The organism is Serratia sp. J2 (assembly GCF_046269175.1).
Taxonomy (GTDB): domain Bacteria; phylum Pseudomonadota; class Gammaproteobacteria; order Enterobacterales; family Enterobacteriaceae; genus Chania; species Chania fonticola_C.
Map to the genome: position 1 here is coordinate 16,076 of NZ_JBKABN010000026.1, position 13,908 is coordinate 29,983.

Below are 13,908 nucleotides of genomic sequence, written 5' to 3' on the forward strand. Positions count from 1 at the left end.
CGCAACTCCTTGAGATAATTATTCGGTGACCGGCTGTGTTGTTGTGCTTTTGGCGCCGGCGCGCTTGATGTTGTTAAACAGCAGGAAGGTGAACACCACGACCAGGCAGGTTGCCCCTAACCCCATCAGCCACATATTGTGATAGGCCTCGGCGGCGGGCAGCGTGTCCTGCCAATGGCCGATAACCGGGTAAACAAACACGTCGGGCAGGAAGCCGATCACCGAGCAGATCCCCACGGTGGTGCCCATAATGTATTTTGGCGTTCTGGCTTCGCCGATACAGGCGAAATAAAGCCCGCGTGAGGCGTAGCAGGTGAAGGCCAGCAACAGGATCAGGCCAATCCCCACGGCGACCGAGGTCGGGTTCTGGTTGGTGATCAGCAAGACGGCCAGGGTGGCCAAGCTGACTAACGCCAGCAACTGAATGGCCCGCGTTGGCGATTTCAGCCGGGTGTAGGTGGTGATGATCCCACCGAGTGGCCCGCACATGGCCCGGAAGATTTTGTTGATCACAATCCCCATATAGCTGGCGGCGACCAAGGTCATACCGTACATTTCGGTCAGGTAGTTGGTGGAGTAGCTGAGGATGGCGTAGATGGTATAGACGCCAAAGATAATCATGCTGCAATACCAGGTGGTGCTGATTTTGAGCACCGAGAGAATATCCCCCAGGCTGAATTTATGCGGCTTTTCGCTCTCGTCACTGGTGACAAAGCCATCTGTGACAAAGAACCAGCAGAGTATGCCTAACAGGATATATACGCCGCTGTAGATCAGGATCACTGCCTTCAGGCTGTTGGGGTTTTCCGGCGCAAACAGCGAGAAAATCCACATGGTGAATACGGCCAGGGCCATCACACCCACACCGCGTAGCCCCTCCATCCAACCCATGATTTTGCCCTGCTCTTCATGGTTGCCGAGCAGCGAGGCCGCCTTGATCGAGACCGACCACAACAGCAGGATGGTGGTGATCGCGAAGGCGACCTGGATCAGGATCATCACCCAGAAGGGCGGATAGACCGCCATCAGCAACCCCAGCAGGCCGGTGGCGATCATCGCGAAGGTCATCATCTTTCTATGGGAGAATTTATCGGCAATGATCCCACTAGGGGCATACAGAATAATTGCGGTGATACCGAAGGTGCTCATAATCAAGCCGATCTCGGTATTGGAGAACCCCATAAACTTGGCCATTGGGATTTGGTAAATATAACGCAGATAGGCGAGATCGAAACTTACTCCGCCGCTGATACTTATTATTGCCAGCGTTAACCAACGGTGGGAATTATTTTTTTCCATGGTGAAGTTCCGCATAAATACACCCATTAATGGTTAATGTTTGGTGTGATTCCCGTCTTTTAACCGTTATTGAGTACATCGCGTTAAACAAAAAAAGAGAAAAGCAAGCTTCCCGCAGTGCAGGAAGTTACTTTTCTCTTCGTCTCTTTCAGTAACTGCGATAATAAATAGCACGGCAACCTATAATTCATCTGTGAGAGTTATCACAAAACTGAAGTAGGGAACATTAGGTGGGATCTGATTGCGTAGTAATTCACCGAGATACTGCGAAATAAATAAATTTTAATATCAATCCGACCTGGAAAAAATGAAACTGTGATAGGCGTCACGGAATAACCTTGACCCTATGTGTTACTTTTTTTGCCAGTTACTAGAGATGAAGAGAAAAGTAACTTCTCTGCCAAGTGCAGGGAGGTTGCTTTTCTCTTTTTTTTTGCGTTTTTTCCAGACCAAGGGGCAAAATCATGTCAATAAACGCGTTAAATGAGTTCTCGTTAGATTTCTTCTCGCTAAAAGGCAAAACCGCGATCGTCACCGGTGGCAACAGCGGTCTGGGGCAGGCATTTGCCATGGCGTTGGCCAAAGCCGGTGCCAACCTGTTCATTCCAAGCTTTATCATGGATAAGGGCCAAACCCGCGAAATGATTGAGCAGCAAGGGGTGAAAGTTGAGTTTATGCAGGTGGACATTACTGAGAAAGGCGCGCCTGCCAGAGTGATTGCCCAGTGTCTGGAGACCTTCGGCTCGGTGGACATCCTGGTGAACAACGCCGGTATTTGTAAGCTGAATAAGGTGCTGGATTTTGGCCGCGCAGACTGGGATCCGATGATCGATATCAACCTGACCGCTGCCTTTGAATTGAGCTATGAAGCGGCAAAAATCATGATCCCGAAAAAGCAGGGGAAAATAATTAATATCTGTTCCCTGTTCTCTTATCTGGGCGGCCAATGGTCACCGGCTTATTCGGCCACTAAGCATGCGTTGGCAGGTTTTACCAAGGCCTATTGCGATGAATTAGGGCAATACAATATACAGGTGAATGGCATTGCACCGGGCTATTATGCGACAGATATTACGGTCGAAACGCGTAAAAATCCAGAAACGAATAAGCGTGTTCTTGACCATATTCCGGCTAATCGTTGGGGGGAAACGCAGGATCTGATGGGGGCGATGGTATTTTTAGCCAGTCGAGCCTCTGATTATGTTAATGGCCATTTATTGGTTGTCGATGGTGGTTATTTGGTTCGCTAAATTAATGGGTGGTTCCTTTTAATTTTACTTAAGCCGATTTTATCTATTCTTAATTTAGGAAGGGTTATTTATGTCTCTGTCCCGTGAAGAAATTGTTGTTCAGTTAAAAGAACTTGTTGGCCCAGAGCGGGTGATTACCGACGAAAAAGTGCTGCAGAAAAACAGCGTAGACCGTTTCCGAAAATATGCTGATATTCATGGTGTGTTTACCCAGCCACTGCCTGCCGCCGTGGTTAAATTGGCCGACACTCAGCAAGTGTCCGATGTGTTGGCGTTTATGAATAAGCACGGCATTACTGGCGTACCGCGCACCGGGGCTTCGGCCACCGAGGGCGGGCTGGAAACGGTAGTGAAGAATTCCGTGGTGCTGGATGGCTCGGGAATGAATAAGGTCATCAACATTGATATCCGCAATATGCAGGCCACGGCACAGTGCGGCGTACCGCTGGAAGTGTTGGAAAATCAATTGCGTGCCCAGGGTTATACGACCGGCCACTCTCCGCAGTCCAAACCGTTGGCCCAGATGGGCGGCCTGGTGGCAACACGCAGTATCGGCCAGTTCTCTACGCTGTACGGCGCGATCGAAGACATGGTGGTTGGGCTGGAAGCGGTATTCCCGAACGGCAACATCACCCGGATTAAAAACGTGCCACGCCGGGCCGCAGGCCCGGATATCCGCCATGTGATTATCGGTAACGAAGGGGCGTTGTGCTTTATCACCGAAGTGACGGTGAAAATCTTCAAATACATGCCGGAAAATAACCTGTTCTACGGTTACATCCTCGATAACATGCCAACCGGTTTCGATATCCTGCGGGAAGTGATGGTCGAAGGCTATCGCCCTTCCATTGCCCGCTTGTATGACGCAGAAGACGGGACCCAGCATTTTACCCACTTTGCCGAAGGCAAATGTGTGCTGATCTTTATGGCCGAAGGGGCCAAAGGGATTGCGCAGGCGACCGGCGCGGGGATTGATGAGATCGTTAAACGCTATCCGGAATGTAAAAAGGTCGACAGCAAGCTGATTGAAGCCTGGTTCAACAATCTGAACTGGGGCCCGGAAAAAGTGGCGGCGGAACGTGTACAGATCATGAAGACCAACAATATGGGCTTCACTACCGAGGTTTCCGGCGACTGGGGCTGTATCAATGCGATTTACGAGAATGTGATCCGCCGCATCCGCGATGAGTTCCCACATGCCGGTGATATCACTATGCTGGGCGGCCACTCGTCACACAGCTACATCAACGGCACCAACATGTACTTTGTGTATGACTACAACGTGGTGGACTGCAAGCCTGAAGAAGAGATCGACAAGTATCACAATCCACTGAATAAAATCATCGTGGAGGAGACCATCAAGCAGGGCGGTTCGATGGTGCATCACCACGGCATCGGCAAACACCGCGTGCACTGGACCAAGGATGAACACGGCAGTGCCTACTACATCCTCAAGGCGCTGAAAGAGGTGTACGACCCGAATGGCATCATGAACACCGGCACCATTTATCCGATTGAAAAATAACAATCCTATCTGGCCCGGCTTGCCGGGCCTTTCGCACAGTCATTGGGGGGGAACGATGACAACACGGCTGCCTCGGCAAGTGCGCATGGATGATATTCCGCTTAACGCTTTTCACTGCAAAATGGCGGGGTTAACCTTTGGCGCTCACCTCACCGATGGCTATGTATTGGGAGTGATCGGCTTTGCGTTGGCCCAGCTCAAGCCGCAGATGGGGCTGACGCCGTTTTGGGAAGGAATGATCGGCAGCTCGGCACTGATTGGCCTGTTCCTTGGCAGCCTGGTATTGGGTTGGGTTTCCGACCATATTGGCCGTCAGAAAATTTTCAGCTTCAGTTTTGTCATCATCACGTTGGCTTCCGTGATGCAATTTTTCGCCACTACGCCGGAACAGCTGTTCTGGCTACGGGTATTGGTCGGGATCGGGCTAGGGGGCGATTATGCCGTAGGCCATACCATGCTGGCCGAGTTTGCTCCGCGTAAGCATCGTGGCGTCCTGCTGGGTTCCTTTAGCGTGATCTGGACGTTAGGCTACGTCGCCGCCGGATTTGCTGGCCATTTCCTTGCCGATCTGGGGCCGGAGTCCTGGCGCTGGCTGTTGGCCTCAAGCGCGGTGCCTGCGTTATTGATTATGCTATTACGCATTGGAACGCCAGAGTCGCCACGCTGGCTGATGCGCAAAGGGCGCATCGCCGAGGCTCATCTGGTGGTGCAGCGCTGCTTTGGTCCACATGTGATCCTTAATGACGAAATTCCGGTCGAAACCGCACGTCATATACACACCTTATTTTCGCCGCGTTACTGGCGACGCACCGCGTTCAACAGCCTGTTTTTTGTCTGTCTGGTGATCCCTTATTTCGCTATCTATACCTTCCTGCCTTCTATCCTTACCTCCCTGGGGCAGAACCAAAGCTTTGCTACCGACCTGCTGCTCAATGGCCTGCTGATGGTGGGGGCCTTGATGGGGATTGGCTTTACCCAATGGCTACCGCGTCGTCGCTTCCTGATCGGTGCGTTCTGGATCCTGGCTGCCAGCCTGGGGGCATTGGCCTTTGTGCCGCCGGGGCAGGGGATGATGCTGTTGCTGTTTGCCATCTTTACGCTGACGATTTCGGCGGTCAGTAATCTGGTTGGGGTGTTCCCGGCAGAAAGTTTCCCAACCGATATTCGTTCACTGGGGGTGGGTTTTGCCACTTCAATGAGCCGGCTTGGTTCGGCCATCGGCACCGCTTTGCTGCCGCTGTCGATGCTTTCGTTGGGGCTGCAAGGCACCATGCTGATCCTGACGGGCGTATTGGTACTGGGGGCGGTGGTCTCAATCATGTGGGCACCGGAAACCAAGGATATGACGCTGGTGGGCGCCTCCTCGGTAAAGCCGTTAATCGCCCACTGACAGGAGAAACGGATGAACCTGCTGTTGGCGATTAAGGTCGCACCAGATCTGGGCATGTTGGCAAAAAGCGATTGGCAACCCGATGAGCGGTTGCAGATTGATACCCGATTTGCCCGGCGTCTGTTAAGCGGCTATGACGAAAGCGCGGCGGAAATGGTGCTGATGCTACGTGATGAGAGGGAACTTAACCTGAGCGTCTTGACGGTGGCCGATGCTATGGCCGAACCGGCGCTGAAACAACTGATGGCACTGGAATATCAGCAGGCGGTACGCATTGAGCCTCCTGCGGAGTGGGATCTGCGTTTTAACCCTGCAACGGTTGCCGCCCTAATCGCGTCCTATCAGCAGCATATGGGATCCCAACAGGTGATCGTCATGGGGGCGCAAAGCCTGGAAGGGCAAAATAGCCAAACGCCTTTGCTGTTGGCAGAACGCCTCGGCTGGCCCTGTATCACCGGCGTTTGCCAATTAGCTGCGGCAGAAGAAGTGAGGGCCTTACGGGTTACTCGGCAAACGGCTTACGGGCAGGAGGTGATGACGGTGATGCCTCCTTTAGTGCTGGTGGTGGGGAACTCGCAACAGGCGAGTGCGTTACGCGTTCCCACGTTAAAGCAGAAGCTGGCGGCGGGTAAACGGCAGGTCCAACGTCTGTCACCCACCGACCTGGCAATAGCGGAGCAACCCGTCAGTGATGTGCAATTGTGTGGCTTAAGCTATGTGGAGCATCGTCGCGCCGGGGTAGTGATTGAGGGGGACAGCGTGGAGCAGAAAGTGCAGCGGTTGTGCCAGGATTATCTCGGTGAACGGTGGCCATGATGAATATTGCACTGATATTGGATGCGGATGCCCCCAACTTTCCAACGCAGGCCAGCCAGATTAATCAGTTCTTGCGGCTGAGCGAGCTTGCTGCAGAGAGCCTGGAGCTCTGGCTATTCAGCGATGAGGTGCCACAGAGTCTGCCACGCCTGGACGGCGAGGTGGCTCAAATACGTTGGGTTAGCGCTCCCCGGCTGGCAGAGACGCGATTAGCGGTATTGGAGCAGATGCGGCAAGCTTTCGCACCGCGATTACTGCTGTTTGCTGGCGATGAAGGTGGCGAGTTGGCCACGCGTCTGGCCTGCCGGAGTGGCGGTTCTGCCTGTTGTGCGGTGGAACAGGCGCAAATTAACGGCAGCGAATGCCGGGTAACCAAAGCCGTCTATGGCAACAATCTCACCGCCGAGCTGGCGATGGTACGGGAGCCTTGGTGCCTGAGCGTGGCCCGAAGCAGTGCGGTAAACGTTGAAATAGTGCCAGGCCCGGTGGTAGCCAAACGCTTTAAGCCAGCCAATATACCCGATGCCGAGTGGATACTGGCCTCGGCGTGTTCACCGCAACCCGCAGCGTCACCGCTGAGCCGGGCGCGCTATGTACTGGCCATCGGGGAAGGGGTTGGCAGTGTCCAGCAGGTTGTCCAGATGCAGCAGTTAGCGACCAACATGGGCGCAGAGTTGGCCGCCAGCAGGCCGGTAGTGATGAACGCCTGGTGCGAGATGGATCGCTTGCTGGGCATGTCCGGTGCCATCATTGCTCCCGAAGTGTGCATTGCTGCTGGGGTTTCTGGTGCTCCGGCGTTCGCCATCGGTATTCGCCATAGCAAGCTGATTGTGGCGATCAACCAGGATCCACAGGCGGCCATTTTTGCCCAGGCTGACGTAGGAATTGTGGGTGATATGCACGAGGTGCTAGAGGCTCTGGCCAACGCCCTTTAACCGAAGCGGAACTCAATCCCGTTGCCCGCCTGCGGATAGCGCCAACGGGTGATGGTTTCTTCCCCACATAGCAGGCGGCAGGTACCGCATTCCAGGCAACCCTGTACGTCGAAACGCAGGCTGCCATCCGGCTGGAACTGGTACAGCCCGGCGGGGCAGGCGATCACCAAACGCATCAGCATCGTACGATCCTGTGCATCGGCCAGGATGATGTGTGGATCGGCGTGATCCCCCTGATAATGGTTGTGGCTTAGATCGGGCTGGTTCATAGGCTGCGCATTCCATTGACGGTATCTTTCAGTAATTGCTTCAGGCCGATGCGGCGCGCGTGGCGCCATAGTAGCTTACGCAACGGCGTAGGGGCATTTCCATTGATCTCAAACATCTCTTGCAGCACGTCGGCTGCCAACTGCGGGTAACGGCTAAACCAATGGGGCGATTGCAACATCATCTCCGGCAGACGCCGATACTGCTGGACCAGCGCCCAGAGCGAACTTTGCCGTAACCGTAGGGGATAATGCTGCAACTCTTGCCCGGCAATCAAGGTTTCCGCTGCTGCCTGTGCCGATAGCATTGCCAGATCCATACCTCGCACGGTATGCCCGGTATTGATACATAACCGGGCTGCATCGCCGACCAGCAGATAGCCAGGGCCAAACAGCGGTGGCATGCTTTCCGCTCCCCCTTCGGGGATCAGATGGGCGCTGTACTCCCGTAACTCGGTATTTTTCAGCAATGGCCGCACGGCAGGGTGCTGTTTGAACTGTTGCAGCATCTGCGGCAGGGCGATTTTACTTTCTGTGAGGCTGGAAAGATTGCACACCACGCCGAGCGACAGGCTATCGCGGTTGGTATACAGGAAACCCCCGCCGATTTTCCCTTGCGTGGGCTGGCCAGCGAACAGCCAGGCGCAACCTTGGTTATTCTCCAGTGCGAAACGCTCTTCCAACCGTTCGCGCGGCAGTGCCAACAGCTCTTTCACGCCGATCGCCATCGTTGCTGCTGGTGGCTTTGGCTGCAATCCTGCATGCTCGCCAAGCAGCGTATTGGCCCCTTCTGCCAGGATCACCGTATTGGCGTATAACGCTTCACCCGCCGTCATAACGCCGACCACCCGGCCTTGCTGCACGATCAGTTCATCGACCTGTGTTCCGGTCAGGCATTGCGCCCCGGCGGCCTCCGCCTGCGCCATCAGCCAGGGATCGAAACGGGCGCGCAGCAGGCTGTAGGAACAGGGCAAGGTATGGCGATAATCGAGTGTCACCGCGCTATTGCCGCTCACCATTGAGAGTCTTTCTTGGGTGATATGACGTTCCAGAGGGGCGGTAGCGGCAAAATTCGGCAGCAGATTGGCCAGGACATGGGAGTATAACCTGCCACCGCTAACGTTTTTACTGCCCGCCTGAGTACCCCGCTCCAGTAACAAAGTACTGATGCCCGCGCGTGCCAATAATAGCGCTGCAGTGCAGCCCGCAACGCCGCCGCCAACGATAATGGCTGCAAAACCAGGGTGTTCCATCAGCTCTGTTTACCAAGGGTTGAAGTGTGACGATTAGAATAACACTCGTCTGTCAGAGTTCATTGATATTGCACAGTTTTTGCGCGTTTGTGGCCAATTTTCGCCCGAGGGCAACCAAATTAGGCTACAATTGGAAACTGTTATATTCCGGGTAGTTGCATCATTTCGCTATCGCAATGATTGATAGCTCCCCCTCTGGATATTCCTTCTTGATAGCAATAAGCGATTTGCCGCTGTCCTGCTTAACTGGCGTCTGGCAGGCGGGATAGCCTGTGGTGCCTGCCGGGCGTCAATGGAGTGAGCCTTCCGTGTTGACCCTTCTTAATCTGCTTTCCGCCATTGCCATGCTGGTATGGGGAACTCACATCGTTCGTACCGGCATTATGCGGGTCTATGGTGCCAATTTGCGCCAGGTTCTGAGCAGCAGCATAGAGAAAAAACCGCTGGCTTTTGTGGCAGGTATTGGCGTAACCGCGTTGGTGCAAAGTAGTAATGCGACGGCGTTGCTGGTTTCTTCTTTTGTGGCTCAAGGGCTGGTGGGTCTTGGGCCTGCGCTGGTGATTATGCTGGGGGCCGATGTTGGCACGGCGATCATGGCGCGGGTGCTGACGTTCAATCTCTCCTGGCTTTCGCCGCTGCTGATTTTTGTCGGCGTGATTTTATTCCTTAGCCGCAAGCAAACCCGCGTAGGTCAGATGGGCCGAGTCGCCATTGGTCTTGGCCTGATTGTATTGGCGCTGGAACTGATTGTGGCCGCCGCTACGCCGATCACACAGGGCTATGGCGTCAAAGTGATCTTCTCGTCATTGACCGGCGATGTGATGCTTGACGCGCTGATCGGTGCCTTGTTCGCCATCATCAGCTATTCCAGCCTGGCAGCGGTGCTGTTAACCGCGACGTTGACCGCCTCGGGCGTGATTTCTCTACAGGTGGCGCTGTGCCTGGTGATTGGTGCCAACCTGGGCAGCGGCCTGTTGGTGATGTTGAACACCAGCGGCCAGAATGCCGCAGGACGTCGCGTGGCGCTGGGTAGCCTGTTGTTCAAACTGTTGGGCAGTGCGCTGGTGCTGCCGTTTGTTTCCCTGATTGCGCACGGTATTGAGCGGCTGCCTGGTAATGCAGAAGAGTTGGTGATCTATTTCCACATGTTCTACAACCTGGTGCGTTGTCTGCTACAGGTGCCGTTGTCAGGGCCGATGGCGCGCTTGTGCGAAACGTGGATCGTCGATGCTCCTACGGAAGATCCCCGTTTGCGGCCACGCCACCTCGACGTCAGTGCCCTGGATACGCCAAGTTTGGCACTGGCTAATGCGGCGCGCGAAACCCTGCGGATGGGGGACGTAATAGAACATATGATGATCCTGCACCATGAGGTATTGCATGGTAAGCGCATCCAGGCCAAAGAAGTTCGCCGTCTGGACGATGACGTTCACGTGTTGTATACCGCCATCAAACTCTACCTGGCGCAGATCCAGAAGGAAGACCTGGGAGAGGCGGATTCGCGCCGTTGGGCAGAGATCATCGAAATGGCCCTCAACCTGGAGCAGGCTGGCGATATTATCGAACGTATGGCTAGTGACGTGGCGGATCAATCACATGGCGCGCGCAGTTCGTTCTCCGCCGAAGGCCTGGCCGAACTGGACCAACTGCATGAAAAGTTGACTGACAATCTGCGCCTTAGCCTGTCGGTGTTTCTCTCCGGTGATATCACCAGTGCCAAGCGGTTACGCCGCTCCAAGCACCGTTTCCGCATTCTGGATCGTCGTTATGCCCATGCGCACGTCGATCGCCTGCATCAGCAAAACGTGCAAAGTATCGAAACCAGCTCGCTGCATCTGGCGTTGTTGGGGGATATGAAGCGGCTTAACTCACTGTTCTGCGCGGTGGCCTATAACGCGCTTGATCAGGATGAGAAAGACGATGACCGTGACTGGGAGGAAAGTCCTAGAACGCCATAGTGAATGAAGGGCCGTTAATGGCCCTCAGATTGATGACAAAGTCGACCGTAGGGGCGCCGCATGCTACGCCCCTTGTGAGCCTGTTTGCTATTAATCCTGTTTCTTGATCGGGCGACCTGACCAGTAACCTGCCAGCAGTGAGCCGGAGAGGTTGTGCCACACCGAGAACAATGCACCCGGCAGCGCGGCCAGTGGTGAGAAGTAGATCTTGCCCAGCGTTGCCGCCAGTCCGGAGTTTTGCATACCGACTTCAATGGCCAGCGTACGGCAGGTGGACTCATCGAACCCAAACAGTTTCCCACCCCAGTAGCCGCTCAATAACCCAATCCCGTTATGCAGGATCACCGCAATAATCACCACAAAGCCTACCGAGGCAATATGACTCTGGCTACCCGCGACCACCGCACTGATGATCGCCACAATACACACCATCGACAGGGCTGGTAGATAGGGTTCAACCCGCTTGACGGTTTTGGTGAAGCTGTGGTGGACGATCAGGCCCAGCCCAATCGGGATCACCACGATCTGCAGAATGCTGAATAACATCCCCATGATATCCACGCTGATTTTTGCATCGACATACAGGCGTGTCAGCAGTGGGGTGGCAAAGACACCAACCAGCGTAGAAACGGCCGAAATGGTCACTGACAGGGCGACATCGCCTTTAGCCAGATAGATCATCACGTTGGAGGCGGTGCCGCTGGCTACGCTGCCTACCAGCACCATACCGGCGGAGAGATCCGGCGGCATACGGAACAGCATCGCCAGCAGCCAGGCGGCCAGCGGCATAATCAGGTAATGCAGGAAGATCCCCGCCGCTACCGGACCGGGACGCGACAGAACACGCTTGAAGTCATCCAGGCGCAGGGTGACGCCCATGGCAAACATGATCAGCATCAGCAGCGTACTGACGTAAGGGCTGATACCGGTAAAGGTCGACGGGGTGTAGTAGGCCGCAATGGACAGCAGCACGGCCCATAATGGGAATAAGCGTGTGATTTTTGCCAGCATGAGAGGGGTTATCCTTTGCCAATATTGAACGGGTGTGTGTTGTGGTGGGCCCAGTGCGCTGGGCCTCTGTAGATTCAGTTCAGGCCAATCGATCTCCCCTCACCCGGCCCTCTCCCGATATGGCGTCCAGGGATGCCTGTTGTACTGTGGTGGGGAGAGGGGGCTACAGGTAGGTGCAGATATTAACCTGTGGCACGTTCAGTGCCCTCTCACTAAAGGAGAGGGTTAGGGTGAGGAGCTTACTCAAACAGATTGTGATGCAGCGTTTGTACCACGCGCTCCGCATCATCGCCCGGCACCAGGAAGCACAGGTTATAGCTGCTGGCTCCGTAACAGATCATGCGGATATTGAACGGATCCAGTACGCCGAACACCTCTTTACCGACGCCGCAGGCCTGTGACAGCTTGTTGCCGATCAGGGCGACCAGGGCCAGATTTTCTTCCACTTCCACCCGGCACAGCGAGGACAGTTCGGTGAGCAGAGAGGTGGTTAACAGGCTGCCGCCAGTGGTGGTGGAACCGGTGGTATCCATGGTTAATGCCACGCTGACTTCAGAAGTAGTGATCAGATCGACCGAGATATTATGCCGGGCCAGAATGTTGAACACCTCGGCCAGGAAGCCGCGTGCATGCAACATGTTCAGGCTGTGCAGCGTCAGAAGGGTTTGCTTGCGGCGTAAGGCAAGCGCGCGGAATAGCGGCGGGTTTTCCGTGGTATTGCACACCAGCGTGCCACCCGCGGCAGGATCTTTGCTTGAGCCGACAAAGACCGGGATGTTGCTGCGCACGGCAGGTAGCAGAGTGGCCGGGTGCAGCACTTTGGCACCGAAGGTGGCCATTTCCGCCGCTTCTTCAAAGGCAATTTTATCGATACGTTTGGCGGCAGGCACCACCCGTGGGTCGGTGGTATAAATACCCGGAACATCAGTCCAGATATCCACGCGGCTGACGTTTAATGCTTCACCCAGCAGGGCCGCAGTAAAGTCACTGCCACCACGGCCCAGCGTAGTGGTACGGCCTTTGGGTTCGCAGCCGATAAAGCCCTGGGTGATCACCAACGCCTGTTGCAGGCGCGGCTTCAACAGGGTTTGAGCCAACTCGGTCAGCGCGGCGCTGTCCGGTACGGCGCGGCCGAAATGGTCGTCGGTACGCATCACTTTACGCACATCGAACCATTCTGCCTGTACCTTACGATCGCGCAGAATTTCCACAAACAGCAGGGTAGACATCAGCTCGCCATGGCTAACCAGTTCATCGGTCAGTGCGGCTGAGGTGGCCAGCGCAGCGGCTTCCGACAGCGTGGTGATATTTTCCAGCATGCGGTCGATTTCTTCGCGAACCACCATCGGGTTATCGAGGCGATCGAGAATGGCGTATTGAATGCGGCGGATTTCGGCCAGTTGTTCGTTGCGCTTGTCGGTGTCGCAGCCTTCGGCCAGGGCCACCAACAGGTTGGTGATACCGGCAGAGGCGGACAGAACTACCAAGCGGACATCGGGATTGGAAAGAACCACGTCGGCGCTGCGGTTCATCGCCTCGAAATCGGCCACGCTGGTGCCGCCGAATTTGGCTACTACGGTTGCGTTTTGGGGTGCTGCTTGAGTCATGTAAAACCTCGTGTCAGGGACGCCATTCAAATTGGCATTTAATTTCCATAAGCCTTGGCACAAGGGAAGAGCGGTAAACAGGGAGCAGGCGTAGAGGTTGAGGCTACGATACACCCAGAAGCGCCCCACCTTGCTGACTGCTCATTCAGAGCAGCCCATGGTGACAACTCAGGGGATTCAGCCCCTGTAGCCGACGTGATGGTTGCCGTAAGCATCTCGCCTCGGCGTCGCTCCCCCTCCAGTGCCGTCATCGGATAATGGCTCCTCTGACACTCTACCTGGGCGACGCGCCTCTTCTGGCTTGCACAGTGGATGTGCAAGTAGGCTGTTAGGAATAACGGGTTTATTGGCTACTGTCAACGGGAAGACGCTGAGGGATTTTCATCTGCGCTCAGCGGGGAGCAGAGCGACCGAATATTGCGGACTGCGCATCAAGAGAAAAGCGTGGTGAGAGGGACGTTTCAGCGTTGTGATAACAGGCTGTTAGGTGAAATATCAGCAGATTGTTGTGGAAAGGTAAAAATGGGGTGCGGCGGTCTGAGAGTTAACGCCTATCGCAAGAAAAGAGATCATAATCACAGGCGAACAGGCTACAATC

The 13,908-nt window shown here is 55.0% G+C and carries 11 protein-coding genes and 1 riboswitch; of the genes, 6 read left to right on the forward strand and 5 right to left on the reverse strand.

Annotated elements, in window-relative coordinates:
* Positions 1-18 precede the first annotated feature (18 nt).
* Positions 19-1,299: an MFS transporter gene (locus ACKWMY_RS22110; protein WP_409487043.1), complete on the reverse strand. Its 1,281-nt coding sequence runs from the start codon at positions 1,297-1,299 to the stop codon at positions 19-21.
* A gap of 464 nt (positions 1,300-1,763) precedes the next feature.
* On the opposite strand from ACKWMY_RS22110, the gene ACKWMY_RS22115 reads away from it, so the two are divergent.
* The 5 genes from ACKWMY_RS22115 (at position 1,764) to ACKWMY_RS22135 (ending at position 7,215) form a co-directional block, all read left to right on the forward strand.
* Entirely contained in the window at positions 1,764-2,549 is a 786-nt protein-coding gene (locus ACKWMY_RS22115) for an SDR family oxidoreductase (protein WP_199062691.1), read from the forward strand.
* A gap of 70 nt (positions 2,550-2,619) precedes the next feature.
* Positions 2,620-4,074, forward strand: coding sequence for an FAD-binding oxidoreductase (locus ACKWMY_RS22120; RefSeq protein WP_059199043.1), 1,455 nt, complete (start codon positions 2,620-2,622; stop codon positions 4,072-4,074).
* Between the two features lie 55 nt (positions 4,075-4,129).
* On the forward strand, positions 4,130-5,464 hold the full coding sequence (locus ACKWMY_RS22125; RefSeq protein ID WP_409487044.1) for an MFS transporter: 1,335 nt from the start codon (positions 4,130-4,132) through the stop codon (positions 5,462-5,464).
* Positions 5,465-5,476: 12 nt separating this feature from the next.
* The gene (locus ACKWMY_RS22130) at positions 5,477-6,280 is read left to right on the forward strand and encodes an electron transfer flavoprotein subunit beta/FixA family protein (RefSeq protein WP_409487045.1); all 804 of its coding nucleotides are present in this window, start codon (positions 5,477-5,479) and stop codon (positions 6,278-6,280) included.
* Positions 6,277-7,215, forward strand: coding sequence for an electron transfer flavoprotein subunit alpha/FixB family protein (locus ACKWMY_RS22135; protein ID WP_409487046.1), 939 nt, complete (start codon positions 6,277-6,279; stop codon positions 7,213-7,215). The genes ACKWMY_RS22130 and ACKWMY_RS22135 overlap by 4 nt, the downstream gene beginning before the upstream one ends.
* Here ACKWMY_RS22135 and ACKWMY_RS22140 read toward each other — a convergent pair.
* Both ACKWMY_RS22140 and ACKWMY_RS22145 read right to left on the reverse strand, forming a co-directional pair.
* Positions 7,212-7,484, reverse strand: coding sequence for a 4Fe-4S dicluster domain-containing protein (locus ACKWMY_RS22140; protein ID WP_024528027.1), 273 nt, complete (start codon positions 7,482-7,484; stop codon positions 7,212-7,214). The two genes, ACKWMY_RS22135 and ACKWMY_RS22140, sit on opposite strands and share 4 nt — an antisense overlap.
* A complete protein-coding gene (locus tag ACKWMY_RS22145) occupies positions 7,481-8,734 on the reverse strand; it encodes an FAD-dependent oxidoreductase (RefSeq protein WP_409487047.1) in 1,254 nt (417 codons plus the stop codon). The genes ACKWMY_RS22140 and ACKWMY_RS22145 overlap by 4 nt, the downstream gene beginning before the upstream one ends.
* A 308-nt stretch (positions 8,735-9,042) precedes the next feature.
* Here ACKWMY_RS22145 and ACKWMY_RS22150 point away from each other — a divergent pair, with 308 nt between their 5' ends.
* Positions 9,043-10,692: a Na/Pi cotransporter family protein gene (locus tag ACKWMY_RS22150; protein WP_024528025.1), complete on the forward strand. Its 1,650-nt coding sequence runs from the start codon at positions 9,043-9,045 to the stop codon at positions 10,690-10,692.
* Positions 10,693-10,782: 90 nt separating this feature from the next.
* On the opposite strand, the gene panS is transcribed toward ACKWMY_RS22150, so the two are convergent.
* Both panS and lysC read right to left on the reverse strand, forming a co-directional pair.
* The gene (panS, locus tag ACKWMY_RS22155; RefSeq protein ID WP_024528024.1) at positions 10,783-11,703 is read right to left on the reverse strand and encodes a ketopantoate/pantoate/pantothenate transporter PanS; all 921 of its coding nucleotides are present in this window, start codon (positions 11,701-11,703) and stop codon (positions 10,783-10,785) included.
* Between the two features lie 239 nt (positions 11,704-11,942).
* A complete protein-coding gene (gene lysC / locus ACKWMY_RS22160) occupies positions 11,943-13,310 on the reverse strand; it encodes a lysine-sensitive aspartokinase 3 (RefSeq protein ID WP_024528023.1) in 1,368 nt (455 codons plus the stop codon).
* Between the two features lie 110 nt (positions 13,311-13,420).
* Positions 13,421-13,614, reverse strand: a riboswitch (Lysine riboswitch).
* Positions 13,615-13,908: the final 294 nt, after the last annotated feature.

What these genes read in the sequence shown, in the direction of transcription:
- ACKWMY_RS22135 (WP_409487046.1), top strand. Translation starts at nt 6,277, where the DNA reads ATGATGAATATTGCACTGATATTGGATGCGGATGCCCCCAACTTTCCA.
- ACKWMY_RS22140 (WP_024528027.1), bottom strand. Translation starts at nt 7,484, where the DNA reads ATGAACCAGCCCGATCTAAGCCACAACCATTATCAGGGGGATCACGCC.
- lysC (WP_024528023.1), bottom strand. Translation starts at nt 13,310, where the DNA reads ATGACTCAAGCAGCACCCCAAAACGCAACCGTAGTAGCCAAATTCGGC.
- ACKWMY_RS22145 (WP_409487047.1), bottom strand. Translation starts at nt 8,734, where the DNA reads ATGGAACACCCTGGTTTTGCAGCCATTATCGTTGGCGGCGGCGTTGCG.
- ACKWMY_RS22110 (WP_409487043.1), bottom strand. Translation starts at nt 1,299, where the DNA reads ATGGAAAAAAATAATTCCCACCGTTGGTTAACGCTGGCAATAATAAGT.
- ACKWMY_RS22120 (WP_059199043.1), top strand. Translation starts at nt 2,620, where the DNA reads ATGTCTCTGTCCCGTGAAGAAATTGTTGTTCAGTTAAAAGAACTTGTT.
- ACKWMY_RS22130 (WP_409487045.1), top strand. Translation starts at nt 5,477, where the DNA reads ATGAACCTGCTGTTGGCGATTAAGGTCGCACCAGATCTGGGCATGTTG.
- ACKWMY_RS22115 (WP_199062691.1), top strand. Translation starts at nt 1,764, where the DNA reads ATGTCAATAAACGCGTTAAATGAGTTCTCGTTAGATTTCTTCTCGCTA.
- ACKWMY_RS22125 (WP_409487044.1), top strand. Translation starts at nt 4,130, where the DNA reads ATGACAACACGGCTGCCTCGGCAAGTGCGCATGGATGATATTCCGCTT.
- panS (WP_024528024.1), bottom strand. Translation starts at nt 11,703, where the DNA reads ATGCTGGCAAAAATCACACGCTTATTCCCATTATGGGCCGTGCTGCTG.